At 43.8% G+C, this 16,690-nt stretch carries 10 protein-coding genes; 6 read left to right on the top strand and 4 right to left on the bottom strand.

The genetic code is table 11. The annotated features are described in order from the left end of the window. Positions 1-121 precede the first annotated feature (121 nt). The 4 genes from QZ938_RS29890 to QZ938_RS29875 all read right to left on the bottom strand — a co-directional run bounded on the left by QZ938_RS29890 (position 122) and on the right by QZ938_RS29875 (position 8,157). Positions 122-3,052, bottom strand: coding sequence for a DNA methyltransferase (locus QZ938_RS29890; RefSeq protein WP_293355437.1), 2,931 nt, complete (start codon positions 3,050-3,052; stop codon positions 122-124). A 165-nt stretch (positions 3,053-3,217) separates the two neighbouring features. Next, positions 3,218-3,787 carry a Uma2 family endonuclease gene (locus QZ938_RS29885; RefSeq protein WP_293153169.1) on the bottom strand — a complete coding sequence of 190 codons (570 nt, stop codon included), beginning with the start codon at positions 3,785-3,787 and terminating at the stop codon, positions 3,218-3,220. Between the two features lie 123 nt (positions 3,788-3,910). Continuing rightward, positions 3,911-7,303, bottom strand: coding sequence for a helicase-related protein (locus QZ938_RS29880; RefSeq protein ID WP_293355434.1), 3,393 nt, complete (start codon positions 7,301-7,303; stop codon positions 3,911-3,913). 104 nt (positions 7,304-7,407) lie between these two features. Next, a complete protein-coding gene (locus tag QZ938_RS29875; protein ID WP_293355431.1) occupies positions 7,408-8,157 on the bottom strand; it encodes a Uma2 family endonuclease in 750 nt (249 codons plus the stop codon). Between the two features lie 298 nt (positions 8,158-8,455). On the opposite strand from QZ938_RS29875, the gene dnaK reads away from it, so the two are divergent. From dnaK to QZ938_RS29845, 6 genes are all read left to right on the top strand, one after another. Beyond that, positions 8,456-10,594, top strand: a complete 2,139-nt coding sequence (gene dnaK / locus QZ938_RS29870; protein WP_293153226.1) for a molecular chaperone DnaK — start codon at positions 8,456-8,458, stop codon at positions 10,592-10,594. A gap of 195 nt (positions 10,595-10,789) precedes the next feature. Further along, positions 10,790-11,062, top strand: a complete 273-nt coding sequence (locus tag QZ938_RS29865) for a four helix bundle protein (protein WP_363318916.1) — start codon at positions 10,790-10,792, stop codon at positions 11,060-11,062. 213 nt (positions 11,063-11,275) lie between these two features. Then, a complete protein-coding gene (locus QZ938_RS29860) occupies positions 11,276-12,337 on the top strand; it encodes a J domain-containing protein (RefSeq protein WP_293153175.1) in 1,062 nt (353 codons plus the stop codon). A gap of 310 nt (positions 12,338-12,647) precedes the next feature. Beyond that, positions 12,648-13,610 carry an Rpn family recombination-promoting nuclease/putative transposase gene (locus tag QZ938_RS29855; protein WP_293153177.1) on the top strand — a complete coding sequence of 321 codons (963 nt, stop codon included), beginning with the start codon at positions 12,648-12,650 and terminating at the stop codon, positions 13,608-13,610. 220 nt (positions 13,611-13,830) lie between these two features. Continuing rightward, positions 13,831-16,266 (top strand): dynamin family protein, encoded by a 2,436-nt coding sequence (locus QZ938_RS29850; RefSeq protein WP_293355428.1) that lies wholly within the window; start codon positions 13,831-13,833, stop codon positions 16,264-16,266. A gap of 62 nt (positions 16,267-16,328) precedes the next feature. Then, positions 16,329-16,493: a hypothetical protein gene (locus QZ938_RS29845; RefSeq protein WP_293355425.1), complete on the top strand. Its 165-nt coding sequence runs from the start codon at positions 16,329-16,331 to the stop codon at positions 16,491-16,493. Positions 16,494-16,690: the final 197 nt, after the last annotated feature.

Genomic DNA, 16,690 nt, shown 5'->3' with positions numbered 1-16,690 from the left:
GACACCTAATTATCAAGAATTAGCCAAAGCCATAGAGTTGGGGTTCAGTCAAGTTACATCATCAAATATTTTTAACTGGTTTACGCACTGCTGTTATTGTACCTCATCTTTCTGAGAAAGGCTATATGTCTGTTTCATTACGTTTCAATAATGCTTTGCGTCCTTCATCCTCATCTATCCAATACTTAGGTTTACCCCATAGATGAGTAAACTGATGAATCATCTTACCTTCATAAAGTGGCAGTCTCCCTTTCCCTGGTTCTTGCTTGAATAAATGACTGTCATTAGTCATGTGAAATTCGGCAGTTAACCGCAGATTCCATTTCCCCTCAATCTGTTCGCCAAGTAACGGAAATTGGAGCATTTTCTCAGCAATCCGAATATCTCCCTCATTTTTAAACTCCATCACCGACAGAGAATCAGGAGATAATTTCCGCACTAATTCAATACTAATTTGCAAGCTATCACCACTAGGAAACCTTTGCAGTTCATCCACATCAAGTCGCATAAAAGCAGACGGAAACTCAGTGGTTATCCCATCCTTCTCAAAAGTAAGGACAACTATTTTGAAACTCTTATGAACTCCTTCAAAAATTGTTTTACGATTTTCTAAACAAAATAACCCCGTGACTTGTGTTTGACTAAATAACATTTCCCGCAGTTGCTTCGTACCCAAGTCAGTGTAAATGCCACTGGGAATCACAATCCCACACTCGCCACCTCTGCGTAAAAGATTAAAACATTGCTCTACAAAAAGTTTATAGAGATTAATATCCGTACCTGCTTTTTTGCCATTGACAATCGAAATCTGATTTTTGTACTGTTCTGCTGAACGATAGTAAGCACTGATATGGGGAAAATTGCTCTGATATTCCAACCAAGCATTAGAAACCTCAATATCTTGCAGGAGTTTCTTTTGCTCTTTTTCAAAGCTCTTAATATCCATCTTCTTTTTCGTTACTAAATTGCTATGATTAGCAAAAAACTCCTTAGCATCTGGCTTGAAAATTTCCCAAGGTGGATTAGCAATAATCGCATCAAAACCTCCCCGTTCTAAAATTCTATCGAAGTGATATCCCCAGTGAAACGGTTGCAATTTTGCAATATCATCAATACTTAAAACTCGTTTCTGCGGTTTCCCCGCCAACTGCACTTCTTCATACTTAATTTTCAGCCTGGTAAACTCATCAAACAATAACTGATTTAACTTGACTTGCGACTCCTGGTTTAACTTTTCAATATGCTGCCGCAAATTTAATAATCGCGATTCTTGAGAAGTTCCTTCCTCTTCCCCAGACTGAAAAGCGTGTTTTTTATATAAATCGATGGACTTATTCTTATCTGCTAAAATTCCTTTGTAATTAGCAGAAGCTAAAATTTGCAGCAAATTACCTTGGCGCGAATTTCCTACAGAATCAAATCGTTCTTCATCCACCCGAATCAATCCAATTAAGGAATTCCCCGCCATGATGTTAAAATCAATATTCGGCAGCGGTTCCAATTCGCTGACATCGTGCGCCGCCGAAACTAAGGCTAAAAATAGTCGCAATTTCGCAATTTCCACTGCTTCGGGCATGATATCCACGCCGTAGAGATTGTCGCTAATAATCCGTTTTTTGATATAATAGTTGAGTGATGAATGCTCTGTTTCGATGGTTTTGAGTAAGTCGTTGAGGTAGTGGTCGGTTAAAAACTTGCTTGTACCGATGATAGTTGAATAGATGTAAATCAGCGTTTTCATCGCTGCGACTAAAAACGCGCCGGAACCGCAGGCTGGGTCTAATAATGTGAGGTTTGGGAGGATTTCTTCTAGCAGGCGGCGGCAGAGATTTGCGTCGAGATTGGTGAGGAGTTCGGTGATGGTTTCAAATTTATGAGAAGAACCCCCCCGGCCCCCCTTGCTAAGGGGGGAGAAAGAGGGGGAGGGGGAGGAAGAGTTGGAGGAGTTGAGGGATTGGTTGACTTTATCGAGGATTAGTTTGTTGATAGTGCGATCGCACAAATATTCAGTAATCTCCGGCCTGGTATAATAAGCACCAAAGGCTTTTTGGTTAATGTATTTCTCAAAGATGTATCCCAAAACTGCCGGATTAATTTCGTTTTCCTTCCCGCCCACCGTATCGTCGAGATTCCAAGAATAGCGCGCAAATAAATCTAAGATTTTCTCAAAAGCAACATCAGGTATAGAAATATTCGGATAATTCTGTTCGATAGAATGTTCCAGAAACAGTCCGCCATTCAAGTATTTAACATCGCCGATTAATTCTGTAACGCCTTCCGCCCGTAAATCCAGAGGCTTAGCAAATCCCTCAAAAAACAGTGTTGTCAAGAATTTCGAGTAAAATAAATCCGTTCCCCGCTGCTTGCTTTCGGCTAACTTTTCCTGCAAATACATCAATCTGTCATTGTCGATAAACCCTTTGCGCTGCAAAAAATAAACAAACATCAAACGGTTGAGTAAAACTGAAGTATACCAGCGCCTATCTGTCTCCTTGTCAATGCCGCGAATCGCATTCAAAAATTCAACGTGTTGCTGTTTAAACTCTTCAAAAAACTTCTTAGTAACTCGTTCAACATCCAATCCAGCCTGCAATCTTTGGGCGACATCAATCACCGATAGCGTTTCTAATTCTGCTAATTCAACTTTTAAAGCTGTGACTTTACTCAACAGTAAATCGCAAGGTTCCCGTTTCACATATACATGATCGCGAGGATAAAGTTTTGTACCTTCGCACTTCACCCAATACCAAAGAGATTTAGTCCGATTTGCATCAATAAAAATTAATATATTTTCGCGGGATATCTGGACAATTTCGCGATAAATTGTCAGTCTTTTGGCTGCATTGGGAATGTTACCGATAGCGGTGGTAATTTCATATACCACTACTCCTAAAAGTTGGGCGATTTGTTTTCGGGAATAAGTCTCGCCTTCTATTTCTGCGGGTATGGTTTTGGGGGATGATGGATTATCCCAACCGAGTTGTTGGACGAATAGTTTGTTGAATTCAAAGTCTTGGAGAAGTTGACGGGATTGTTCGAGTGTTTGTGGCATGGTTAAGAAAGTTCGGCAACGGATTTTGTAGCGGATGTAACGGATGTTATGGGAATTGGGGGCGGGTGGTTAGAAACCGGGTTTTTGCGAGAATACTGGTTTATAATCCTTAATCTCGGAAAAAACCCGGTTTCTTGGCGTAGTCGATAAATCAGAAAGACGGAATTAATTAACTTGTAAAAAACTAAAAATATCTTCAACTCGTAATTGCCAATCGCCTAACACATTCAGAACTGGTATAATATCAGTGTCATATTTCACTTCTGGTAACTGATTTGGTTGAAATACCATCACAGAACGATCGTTAGGATCTATAAATAAACCTAATTTAGTTTGGTGCTGAATCGAAAAAATAATCTTATTAATTACACGATTAGGAGACTGTTCTGGTGACAAGATTTCAATCACCCAATCGGGATGACTTTCAAATCGATTTGCAATTTCTCCATTTTCATCAACAGGGATGCGAGGCCATTCAAAAACAGCAATGTCTGGTACTAAGGAACGTCCTCCAAATGTGCAGCGTAACTCAGTCAAAGCTAAAGCTAGTTTTCTGGGTTTACCCTGTTGATTAATCGTTGAGGCAAATTCAGTTTGAATCAGACTATGTTTTCCTTGAGGCATCGGTTTTTGATAAATTTGACCGTTGATGTATTCACTCGCAGGTTCGGTTTCTGATAAATTCAAGAATGCTGCCAGAGAAAGCTTGGATTTAGGCTCAATTGATAGCGTCATAATTTTAAAATAAAGCTATTATTCATTGTACATCTTATTTGTTCTGGAACAGGTGGTATGGTGCGTCGCTCGATAATATTTGTCAGCAGCGAGAATTGTTCCCGGCGACGCACCCTACTTTAATTATATCTCCTGAAACAAGCCTAAAGAACAAATAATCATCGGTTCCCGTTTGTCTCCATCTTCACTAACTATACAAAAACGGTCATCCATTCTCAATCCTACAACTAATTCTGCTAATGCCCGATCGCCTATACCGCTTTTTAACTGCCGGTTCAACGTGTCAATTGCCGACTGACGCAGGGGATAGCGGTAAATTTCATCGATCGCTTTTGACAACTCATCCGATGCGAATATTGTACCACGCATGGACTGCGCGTAACTCTTCAAACGTTCGTAAGTTCGGAACCGAGCACCGGAGGATCTCCCTAATTGTCCGCCCGCAGTTAACTCTTCTTCTGCTATCAACTCAGCACCTTTTTTGACTAATTTGTGATGCTGTTTGTCTCTCGGAATCGCCGGAGTCGCTTCGTCGCAGGCGGCAATTCTTAATATGGCGAGTTGCGATTGTGTGACGCTGTTTCCATTGCGATCGACCCAAATCAACGAATCATTACCCTCGGCAGTTTTCATGTACAATAAAACTCCTTCTGGCTGCAATGGTTCGGGTGTATGAGCGCGAGTTGAGTAAACTACATTGGGCATTGACTCAATGGTTTTTTTCAAAGTCGGATTATTGTCAGTCGCATTTTTCCAAATCTGAAAAGCTTCTGATGTTAGGTCAACTTCGGCATCTTCTTCGCCATCTAAAATCCCGGATTTTTCATTGTAAATATCCAGAATGACTTGTGGTGAATCATCCTCAAAAAATGTCTCGTCGGTGCCGACAACTTCGGCATTTTCCTGTAAGCGTCGGCGCAGTCTTTCCCGCAGGTTGATAATCCGTTCCACTCCTTCCTCTGGCAAAAATGAATAGCACAAAATGCGATCGGCTGTTTGCCCGATTCTATCTACTCTGCCCGCCCGCTGAATCAACCGAATGATTGCCCAAGGTAAGTCATAATTAATGATAATTGCACTATCTTGTAAGTTGTGACCTTCACTCAGAATATCAGTGGTAATTAAAACCCGCAATTCTTGTTCTGGTGAGATTTTATCACGCTTACCGTTGCTAGTTGGACTAAACCGAAATGTGAGTTCTGTGGGGTCTTTTGATTTGCCTGTTACCGATGCAACGCCTGCAATTTCGAGCTTGGTTAAGTTGTCAGTTATATAACGGACTGTATCGGCAAATTGAGTAAAAATTAGTATCTTCTCATGGGGATGAGTTTCTGCAATCAATGTCACCAAAGCTGCTAACTTTTCATCTGGTTGAGAATGCCATACACTGCAAGTTTGCAATACTTCAATTAAAGAGCGGGCATCTGCTAGTAAATCTCGTTTTAATTTCTTGGTGTCAAAAAAATCTGATTTCAGCCATTTAAACCTGCGCTGGTAGCGTGTTTGATATTCTCCATAAACTACTTCTGCGCGCTGTTTAAAACTTTTTTCGTCTAACTGCAATTGGGCTTCGATATCTGAAAGTTCCCCCGATTCATCTTCGATTTCTTCCGTATCAAAACTGCTCATTACCACTGAATCAGCATCTTCATCGCTGTTGCGGGTATCCAACAATTCTGCATCCTGAGTGCCGATCGGGATATCGGAGTTTTGCCCGATCGCATATAAGTAGATAAAATTCCGCAGGATGTGCCGCTCGATCGACTGAATAAAGGCACTGCCGCTGCTTTCTAGCCGTTTAAACAGATTTGTCCGCGAAAAACCCATCAACCGACGACCGCCACGGAATAGGGCATTTAACTGTCGCTGCTCTGCTTCAGTCGGCTGTTGTTTGGGTTTTTTGGCGATGTAATTTCCCAGCCCGTAACGGGGCAGATTTAGGGCGTTGATGACTTCGACAATTTCCTCAAAGTCAAGCTGGGAGTTAGTTGTGGAAGTTTCCGAGGAAAACTTAATTGTTTTGGGAATGCGATCGGGAAAATAGGAACGAGTGCCATTGGCAAATTCTAGATATTTGCGATCGGTTTCTGCCTGATTTTTCGCATAATTCTCTTTAATAAACGAGCGAGTTCGCCTCACCATATAGCGCTTCATTAAGTCTCGCCAATCATCCGGATGTTCGCTCTTTTCAAAAGCAGCTAAAGAGCGCACTGAACATTGATGTCGCTTCATAAATTCTAACTCTCCTTGACTGCCACCACCCAATTGATTGAGCAAAGCTTCCGGCCGCAATCCTAAATTTTGGTCTTCGGGAATAAACAGTCGCAATTGAGCAGATAAATCTAAATAGGTTTTATTATAAGGAGTTGCCGAAAGCAGAATACATTTACTTTCATTGATGGCAATATATTCTTGAATCGCTCGATATCGCTTACCTTCTCGATTTCTGAGGTTGTGACTTTCATCAATTAACACAACTCGATAGCGGCGCAATTCCGGCAATTCTTGCTGCACCCGACTGATCGATAAGACTTTGGCCAGCAGGCGATATTTGTCTGCATATTCTTGCCACATTTTGACCAAGTTTTTCGGACAAATAATTAAGGTTTCCAAGAGACAGTCTTCTTGGAGAATTTTGGCAATCGCCGTACCAACTAAAGTTTTGCCCAAACCTACCACATCGCCAATAATCACGCCTCCCCGTTTGGTAATGTGACGGGCGGCTAACTTAACGGCTTCTTCTTGAAACTGAAATAAATTATTAAAATCGCGGGGAATCTGAAATTCGGCAATACCTGCGATCGCCTCGCGGGACAAATGATAGATCATGTTGAGATAGATGTGATAGGGTGGAATTGGTTCCGATCGCGCCCAACTGCGATCGAGAATTTCTGCAAGTTCTTTAGAAATATCAATACAACCGTATTCTTCCCAGCGATCGTCAAACCATTTTTGCAACTTATTGCAAGCATCGGAATCTAAAATATCAATATTTAATTCCCCTTGTTTTGACAGTCCGGATAAAGTCAGATTGCTGCTACCCAAAAATCCGACAATTGGACTGTTTGGATCGTGACGGTGAACGAGATATAGCTTAGCGTGTAGATGATAAGCTAAAAATAATTTAACAATGACTTTTCCGGTTTTAATCTGATAGCTCAACCTGCGTAATCCCTGCTCGTCGATATCACTGGGAGCGCCTATTGTCAACTGCTGGCGAAATTCCTCAGCCATCCGTTTTTTGAGTCGAATAATGGCACTATTGTCAATCCCTCGGTGATGGGAAATCAGACTAAAACTAGCATTCAATTCATCGGATGGCAAGCTTTGCATTCCCACCAAAAGGCGGCAGCAGGCTCCCCGATTTCCCATATATGCTTCGATTAAATCGCCAATGCTTCGCCATCCCCGGAGGTTGAAATAGCCAACGCAAAAATCGGCCCGGTAGGAGAGTTTGATGGTTTCTCGTAATACTGGTAGGAGAGATAGTTCGATGTTGTCAAAAATGCGCGGCACTTAGTTTATTCTCGATAGGTTAGTTGTAAATAAAAAGTTTGTAGTAAGGACTTCAGTCCTTGATAATTAAGATAGAAGGACTAAAGTCCTCACTACGAACCTGTTTATAATTGCGGTTCGATTCCGGCCGATCGCAATTGAGCGCGTAATTGCTCTAATTGGTCTTCGGCGCGATCGGCTCTTTCAGCCCCCGATAACAACAGATTCCCTTGACTATCCCACCAGCGCAACCAAGGTAATTCCATATTTTGATAACTACCTTGCCAAATTCCCAACTCAACTCCCAATTGCGGGATTGGATAATGACCGCGATCGTTTGCAACAACTAATTCAAACCTATCTTCGATCAGATGATAGACCTCAACACTAGCTTTCCTGACTTCATAAATTCCATAAAATGCCGGACGAATCGCATTTTCATAAACCCAGAATTTTCCTGGTTTAGTTTCCTGTTTGTCGGTACGCAATAAAGGCGTTCTATCCCGTTCTTCCGACCCATTACCCGATACAAACTCTAACACGATTAATGGTGCTACAAACTCTTGCCACATCACGTAAGAACGCCGATATTTACCGTCTAGTGTTGGCGGTACATTGGGAACGTAAAACCAGTCAGGCGCTTCTGCACCCTTTTCTAACGGGTCAGCTAATCGCCAATAAATGCCACTGTCTTGACCGATACAATAGTTACCGTCAGCGTGAATTGTTTCTAAAACGGGAGTAATGGAATCGGTTAGTAAAATGCTTTGGGGATGTTCTTGAAAGTTCTTCACAAAAGTACCGTCTGATTCGGGTAGTTGAGTATGATCTGGCCAGCCTGTGGGATTGTTTTCTACATCTAAGGAGAATTTCATAGTTTTATGGTGATTGGAGGTGTTTGTGCGATCCTCTTCGAGGGCTGCGCTAACGGCTTTTAATTTTGATGTTGATGATAGGATAACTTTTGCTCTCCATTCTAATCAATTTGCTCCTCAGTCTCTGCGCCAAAGCCATATGGAAAAAAGGTCGATCGCACCCAACCAACCCCAACCGCTACCCCGAAGTGAGATAACCCCCCGCAGCCCCGTGGCTCGACGCGGTACAATAAATGCGATCGAACTTAACGCTTATATTGAAAAAGCTACACACAACGCCACAGGAGACAACGGACGTATGGGAAAAGTAGTTGGCATTGACCTCGGAACGACAAACTCAGTAGTAGCCGTCATGGAAGGCGGCAAACCGGTTGTGATTGCCAACGCAGAAGGGATGCGGACAACTCCTTCGGTGGTTGCTTTCACCAAGGAAGGGGAACGCCTTGTCGGACAAATGGCCAGACGCCAAAATGTTCTCAACCCCCAAAACACCTTTTACGCCGTCAAACGGTACATCGGGCGCAAATATACCGAACTGACTCCAGAAGCAAAGCGCGTCCCTTACACAACTCGCCGCGACGAAAACGGAAACATCAAAATCAAATGCCCTCGCCTGAAAAAAGATTTCGCCCCAGAGGAAATTTCGGCGATGGTGTTGCGGAAGTTGGCCGATGAAGCCAGCCGCTATCTGGGACAAGAAGTTACGGGGGCTGTAATCACTGTTCCGGCTTATTTCAACGACTCGCAGCGACAGGCGACGCGGGATGCTGGTAGAATTGCCGGACTTGATGTGAAGCGGATTTTAAATGAGCCGACTGCGGCTTCTTTGGCCTACGGTTTGGAAAGGCGAGAAAGTCAAACAATCTTAGTTTTTGATTTGGGCGGCGGTACTTTTGATGTATCTATCTTAGATGTTGGAGATGGAGTATTTGAAGTTAAAGCAACTAGCGGCGATACTCAGTTGGGTGGCAATGATTTTGACTCCAAAATTGTTGATTGGTTGGCTGAACAATTCTTAGAAAAAGAAGGCGTGGATTTACGCAAAAACCGCCAAGCTTTGCAGCGCTTGATCGAAGCGGCAGAAAAAGCAAAAATAGAGCTGTCGGGAGTTGGCGTTACTGAGATTAATTTGCCGTTTATTGATGCAAATGAAGATGGGCCTTTGCATTTGGAAACGCGCTTGACTCGCGGTCAATTTGAGGGGCTGTGCAGCGATTTGGTGCAGCGGATGCGCCGTCCGGTGAAACAAGCTTTGGCTGATGCCAATATGAGTCCTTCTCGGATTGATGAAGTTGTTTTGGTGGGCGGTTCGACTCGCATTCCTTTGGTGCAGGAAATTGTGCGGAGTTTGATCGATCGCGAACCGAATCAAAATGTCAATCCCGATGAGGTTGTGGCGGTGGGTGCTGCTATTCAGGCGGGGATTTTGGGCGGGGATGTCCGGGACGTGCTGCTGTTGGATGTGACGCCCCTGTCCCTGGGCTTGGAAACCATCGGCGGGGTGATGAAAAAACTGATTCCGCGCAATACTACTATTCCAGTTAGGCGATCGGATATTTTTTCGACTGCTGAAAACAACCAAACTGTGGTAGAAGTTCACATCATCCAAGGGGAACGGGAATTAGGTAGAGATAATAAGTCTTTGGGACGGTTTAAATTAACGGGAATTCCGCCGGCACCGCGAGGGATTCCGCAGGTACAAGTGGCTTTTGATATTGATGCTAACGGGATGCTGTTGGTGACTGCTTTGGACAAAACTACCGGCAGGGAACAAAGCATTACTGTGCAAGGTGCTTCGACGCTGAGCCAGCAGGAAGTGAATCAAATGATTCGCGATGCGGAACAGTTTGCTCAAGCTGATAAGTTGCAGCGGGAAAAGGTGGAAAAACGCAATCGCGCTGAGGCTTTGGCTTATCAAGCTGAGCGACAGTTGCGGGAAGTTGCACTCGATCGCGGAATGCAGTTTGCCCAAAGAAGCCGCCAGCGAATTGAAACTTTAATTCGGGAATTGCGAGACAGTTTGGAACGTAAGGATGAGCGGGGAGTTGACCAAGTTGGCTCGGATTTGCAGGATGCTCTTTACGATCTGAGTCGCGAAGTTGCAGCTTTTGCAATGGATGACGATGATGATGATTTCTTTGAGTCTGTGAAGCGGACTTTTACAGGCGATAGTACCAAGCGGCGCAGCGATGACAGCAGCTATTATCAAAATGCTAAGCCCTACAGGCGATCGACTGTCGATCCAATGCCAGATCGCCCTTACGATCGCTCTTACGATCGCGATCGGATGCCAGATCGCGATCGTATGGGCGATCGATCCTACGATCGCGATCGATCCTACGATCGCACACCCGATCGCAGAACCAGCAATAACCGCCCAACTCGCCCCTATCAAAACCAAAGCGACGACTGGGATGACGACGATGATTGGTTGTAATTGAAGGAAGAAGGAAGAAGGAAGAAGGAAGAAGGAAGAAGGAAGAAGGAAGAAGGAAGAAGGAAAATAGCGGATTTTTAGCAGAGAATATGTGACCGCCCTTTTTCCACTTCTTCTGGACTTCTTTTTTCTCTCACTAGACTTCTTGGAAATAGATAGAGATTACTATAATCAGCAAGGAGAAAACTATGTTATATAGCCCATAGAGAACAATACATCTGGCAGCGGGGTATTTATCTTTGTCAACTTTGCTACGAATTAACCAAATCATTTCATCCATCTGAACTTTATGGTATTACCAGTCAAATTCGCCGTGCATCTGTATCAATACCAGCTAACATTGCTGAGGGATATGGACGTGTTACCCGACAAGAGTATATTAGATATTTGCGAATAGCTCTCGGTTCGCTCAGAGAACTGGATACTCATCTAGTGATTTCTGAAAAAGTGGGGTTTGCCGCACTATAAAAAATCTCACCCGTTGTCAAACAAGTAGATGAACTCACACGACTAATGGTCAGCAATATCAATAAACTTCACACAGAATAAAAAATTTTCATTCTTCCCTCTTCCTTCTTCCCTCTTCCGACTTCCATCGGACTTACATCGGACTTACATCCGTTACATCCGTTACATCCGCTACAAAATCCGTTGCCGAACTTCCTTCTTCCTTCCCAAATTATGCAAAACTTTCGTAATTACTATCAAATACTGGGAGTACCCAGAGATGCTACGGCTGACGAGATAAAAAAAGCCTATCGACGACTGGCGAGACAGTTGCACCCTGACGTAAATCCGGGAGATAAATCTGCTGAAGATAGGTTTAAAGATATTAATGAAGCTTACGATATTCTGTCCGATCTCGAAAAGCGCGCTCAATACGACCAGTTTAGTAAATTCTGGAAGCAAAAGGGATTTCAAGGCAAACAAGGCGTAAAACTTCCCAATTTCACAAGTTGGGGAAACAACAAAGGTAGCCGCAGAAAACCAGCGGAAGATATCGATTTTAGCGATTACTCAGATTTTAATAAATTTCTCGATCAAGTGCTCGGAAGGCGCCGTGAAGTGAGGATGGCGACAGAGAATGATGCACCGCGAGTTCCCACTTCAGAACCGTGGAATACGGCTTCTAAGAAAACGAGTTATGTTGCTAATTCTCGGGAAGATAGGAGGGATTTGGACGATCGCGAAATTCGACGCGAAACCAGGGAAATAGACGATCGCGAAATCAGAAGAGACATTGATGCGAGGCTAACTCTGCCTTTGGAAAGAGCTTATTCGGGCGGTACCGAGCGCATCCGCTTGGACGACGGGCGGTGGATCGAGGTAAATATGCCGGGGGCGATGGTATCGGGCCAGCGAATTCGCCTGCGAAATCAAGGTATTGGCGGTGGCGATTTGTACTTAAAAATCACGGTTTCTCCCCATCCATTTTTCCGCTTGGAAATGTCGGATATTTGCTGCGAATTGCCGCTGACACCCTGCGAAGCGGTACTTGGTGGAGACATTGAAGTGCCGACTCTAGACGGCTTGGTGAAGATGAAACTGCCACCTGGAGTCACGTCTGGGAAGCGGTTGCGGCTGGCGAATAAGGGTTATCCGACTGGAAATGGCGATCGGGGAGATCAGCTAGTAGAAATTCAGGTATTAATTCCCAAGGAAATTAGCGACGAAGAACGGGAATTGTACGAGAAATTGCGGCAAATTCAGACTTTCAAACCCCGTCAAGATTTGTCGGTTTAATTTTGTAGAGGGGAGCATCTCTTTTTTGCAAGAAGCATTTTTTATTGTAGAGCTGTCCTAAATGATTCATCAAGATTGGTAGGGGTAGTGCCCCGTGCCTACCCCCTATCTATCGGGGCAACCGGATCTTAAAGAACCCCCTACAAGAACTATGAAAATGATGCGAGTATTGCTATATATAAATGAAAAACTGATATGCTCCCCTGTGGGTGCGCGCTGCACGCGGGAAATCTTGTTTGTATAATATAGATAGTAGAGTGCGCCTCCCGCACCTGAAACCTCAACCATTACAAATTCACCGATTATCTATATGTTCACATTCATCAATCCTAAAACTGATTTCGCATTCAAAAAAATCTTCGGTTCACAAAATAGCAAAGACATTCTCAAGAGTTTTTTGAATGCCTTGTTGTATGACAATCAGCCCACCATCGAATATTTGCAAATCCTCGATCCTCATTCATTACCGCTAATCCGAGGGCTGAAGGATACTTACGTAGATATTAGAGCGAAATTAAATGACGGCACAGAGGTAATTATCGAGATGCAGGTTTTGAACGTAGAGGCTTTTGAAAAGCGGATTTTGTACAATGCAGCCAAAGCTTATTCAACGCAATTAGAAACAGCAGAACAATATGTAATGTTGAATCCAGTGATTGCCTTGACCATCACTGATTTTGAGATGTTTGAGGATTTTAGGAAAGTAATTTCGCGGTTTGTGCTAAAAGAAAGAGAGTTCTTAAGCGATTATCCTATTTTCGATTTTGAATTGGTTTTTGTTGAGTTACCCAAGTTCCAAAAAAGTTTGAACGAGTTACAAACATTAGCCGATAAGTGGATTTATTTTCTCAAAACTGCTAGGGACTTAAACTCAGTACCTGCAACAATGGAAGAGGTGCCAGAGATTAGTCAAGCATTTACAATAGCGACTAAAGCTAATTTGAGCTATGACGAATTAAGCGAGTTGCAAAAACAGGAAATTTACATCCAAGACCGTCGGGGAGCAATCACTAAAGCGGTCAGTATAGCAACAGAAAAAGGCAGACAAGAAGGCAAACAAGAAGGCAGACAAGAAGGAATTAAGGAAGGACAATTCGCACTAATTATCCGTTTGTTAGAACGTCGTGTAGGTGCGATCGCTCCCGAAGTTCAAAATCAAATTCAGGAATTGTCGATCGCGAAATTAGAAAATTTAGCAGAAGCTTTGCTCAATTTTACCCAAATCTCGGATTTAACAGCTTGGCTGGAAACACAAGATTTACCCGCCCGATAGCCGACTCTGTAGGGTGCGTCAGCGATTAGCCTAATTTTCAGATGTTCCGTCAGAAGTGGCTGACGCACCCTACTACAAATGTGAGTGTCATGTGTACAAAAATGAGATGCTCCCGATCGCACTCGATAACATAAGTAAAATTACTGTTGCAATTCTTCAGGAACTAGCCGAAAATTAACCTCAAGCTAATTTTCCCACACTACAGGAGCATTCCGCCACAATGACTCAAATGCCGCCTCAATGCAAAAATCTGCAAGAGCAAGTTGACTCTCTACTCCAACTGCTGCGTCAAGAATCGTCTCTGCGACAACAAGATATCACGGCGGTACAATCTTCTCTGAAAAAGGCAATTTCTCCTGAGTTTGAGATTGTGTTTGCGGGCGCTTTTAGTGCGGGAAAATCAATGCTGATCAATGCTTTGCTGGAGCGAGAATTGCTCTACAGCGCTGAAGGACACGCAACCGGTACTGAATGCTATATCGCCTACGCTGAATCGGCCCAAAAAGAGCGTGTTGTTCTCACTTTTTCGAGCGAAGTTGAGATTCGCCAGCAAGCCTATGCTCTTTGCGAGCAGTTAAATTTAACGACTGAAATCGATATTAATCTCACAGATGTAGTTAAAATTTTAGCTCAGGGATGCAGCATAATTATCGAAAAGGAAGGCGGAGAAAATAAATCGGAGCGAGCTAAACAAGCAAAGGCTCTTACTTTGCTATTAGAAGGGTTTGAAGCGAATCGCGATCGCATCCAAACTATCGAAAACGCTACTTATTCGATGGAACAGTTTAATTTCTCCAATCTCAAAGAAGCTGCTAGTTACGCGCGGCGCGGTAGCAACAGTGCTGTACTCAAGCGAGTTGAATATTACTGTTACCATCCGCTGCTGCAAGATGGGAATATTATTATTGATACGCCGGGAATTGATGCGCCTGTCAAACAGGATGCGGAATTGACCTATGATAAGATTGAAAGCCCGGATACTTCGGCGGTTGTGTGCGTCTTGAAGGCTGCGTCGTCTGGAGAAATGACGACGGAAGAGACGGAGTTGATGGAAAAAACGCGATCGAATCCCGGAATTCGCGATCGGCTGTTTTACATTTTCAACCGCATTGACGAAACTTGGTACAACGCGCAACTGCGACAACGCTTGGAAAATCTGATTAATTCCGACTTTCGCGACACCGCCAGAGTCTATAAAACCAGCGGATTGCTGGGATTTTACGGGAGTTTGATTAAAGGGACAACCGGGCGCGATCGTTTTGGTTTGGATAGCATTTTTGTCCAAAGTCGCGATCGAGTTGATGCAGACACGAATGCGGGTAGTAAAAGCGAAAACAGTGAAGAAACACCGCAATTTGTCAGCGAATTTAACCGCTACTGCGCGAATTCCGGCAAACTATCTCCCAGCAAATTTCGGATTTCAGTTAACAGCTACGAAACGCCCAGTCAAAACTACGTGCGGATTCTGGCGGAACAAGGTCAACCGTTAATTCAGCAATTAATTCAAGATAGCGGCATCGAAGATTTTCGCACAGCCATCACCGATTATCTCACAAAAGAAAAGCGCCCGCAACTCTTCAGAAATCTCGCTGACGATTTAGAGGATTTGTGCATTCAACTGCGGAAACAATACCAAACAATTCAGCGGAATTTGGACAGCCAGCCCCGCGAAATTGAAGCGATGAAAGCTCAAGAACTTTTACGCCTAAATCAAGAATTGCAGCAAGTCGGACAGGAATTTCGAGAACATATCGCCAAAGAAGTCAATGATATGATTATGAACAGATGCGATATTTTCGATACAGATTTTCGCCAACTGCAATCTCGGATGATTCGCCGCTTAGATGAATTGCTAGATGGATTTTCGGTTGAGGCGGCTTACGGACGCACTTTGATGACTCATCCGCGCAATGCTACTGCACCTTTAATTGCGGTTTTAGTGGAAGCGCTTTACTATTTAGCGAATCAGTTGGAAGATATTTTAGTAGAGGCTACAAAGTCACTGGTTGAGAATTATTTCCAGTATTTGAAAGACAGCATTCGCAAGTCAGAATACTATCGATTACTTTATCGGTTGTTGGGGAATGACGGGGGAATTGAACAGCAGTTAGAGGAGTTGTCACAGCGGGTTTCTCGTGCTTTGGTGAATGCGGCGGGCGTGGAGTGCGATCGCTACGTGCGAGAAAGTCCCCGTTTTTACGACGAAGGCACGTTTTCGATTTACCAATTCCGGGAAACATTGCAGCAAACATCCCAAGGTTTTGACTGCGAAAATATGGTAGACGCGCAACCAGCAATTAGACAATTATTGAGGCTAGATTTTGAGCCGAAAGTATCGAAAACCATTCGGCAAACTTTCCGCCAAACTGTGAATCAAACGCTGAAAGAGCATTTGTTGCCGATGGCGGAACAGCAAGCTGATGATATTTTGCAGAAATACAGTCAAGCCCGCGATTATTTGGAGCAAACTTTGGCGCAGGAAGCTGAGGAGAAAATTGCTAAGAATCTGCGGTTGCAAGCTGAGAATGAAGAGAAAATTCAAGAGTACGATCGGGCGGTTTCGGGGATTAATAGTTGTTTGCAAGCAATGAAGTTGCACGAGCATTTGTTGCCTATAATTGGAGATAATAATAGCGTTGTTGTGGATTGTGAATGATTGAAATTAAGGCGATTGGAAACCGGGGAGATTGAAATTAAGGCGATTGGAAATCCGGGCGATTGAAATTAAGGCGATTGGAAACCGGGCGATTGGAAACCGGGCGATTGGAAACCGGGCGATTGGAAACCGGGCGATTGGAAACCGGGCGATTGGAAACCGGGCGATTGGAAATCGGGCGATTGGAAATCGCGGCTACACAGACAAAACCCGCCTCCGCGGGTTGAAGACATTCTTAATTCTTAGTCCGCGGAGGCGGACATCGTTTGTATAGCCGCGAATTCTATTCGCCGGGATTATTGCAAAAAGAGCATCAATTACGGCGATTGGAAATCGCGGCTACACAGACAAAACCCGCCTCCGCGGGTTGAAGACATTCTTAATTCTTAGTCCGCGGAGGCGGACATCGTTTGTATAGCCGCGA

The sequence above is a fragment of the Microcoleus sp. CAWBG27 genome, from assembly GCF_020883145.1.
Taxonomy (GTDB): Bacteria; Cyanobacteriota; Cyanobacteriia; order Cyanobacteriales; family Microcoleaceae; genus Microcoleus.
The sequence above is the reverse complement of the archived record's forward strand: the minus strand, read 5'-3'. Positions and strand labels throughout refer to the sequence as shown.

Coding starts and splice junctions, on each gene's coding strand:
- QZ938_RS29875 (WP_293355431.1), bottom strand. CDS start 8,157: ATGAAATTCTCCTTAGATGTAGAAAACAATCCCACAGGCTGGCCAGAT.
- QZ938_RS29850 (WP_293355428.1), top strand. CDS start 13,831: ATGACTCAAATGCCGCCTCAATGCAAAAATCTGCAAGAGCAAGTTGAC.
- QZ938_RS29890 (WP_293355437.1), bottom strand. CDS start 3,052: ATGCCACAAACACTCGAACAATCCCGTCAACTTCTCCAAGACTTTGAA.
- QZ938_RS29855 (WP_293153177.1), top strand. CDS start 12,648: ATGTTCACATTCATCAATCCTAAAACTGATTTCGCATTCAAAAAAATC.
- dnaK (WP_293153226.1), top strand. CDS start 8,456: ATGGGAAAAGTAGTTGGCATTGACCTCGGAACGACAAACTCAGTAGTA.
- QZ938_RS29860 (WP_293153175.1), top strand. CDS start 11,276: ATGCAAAACTTTCGTAATTACTATCAAATACTGGGAGTACCCAGAGAT.
- QZ938_RS29885 (WP_293153169.1), bottom strand. CDS start 3,787: ATGACGCTATCAATTGAGCCTAAATCCAAGCTTTCTCTGGCAGCATTC.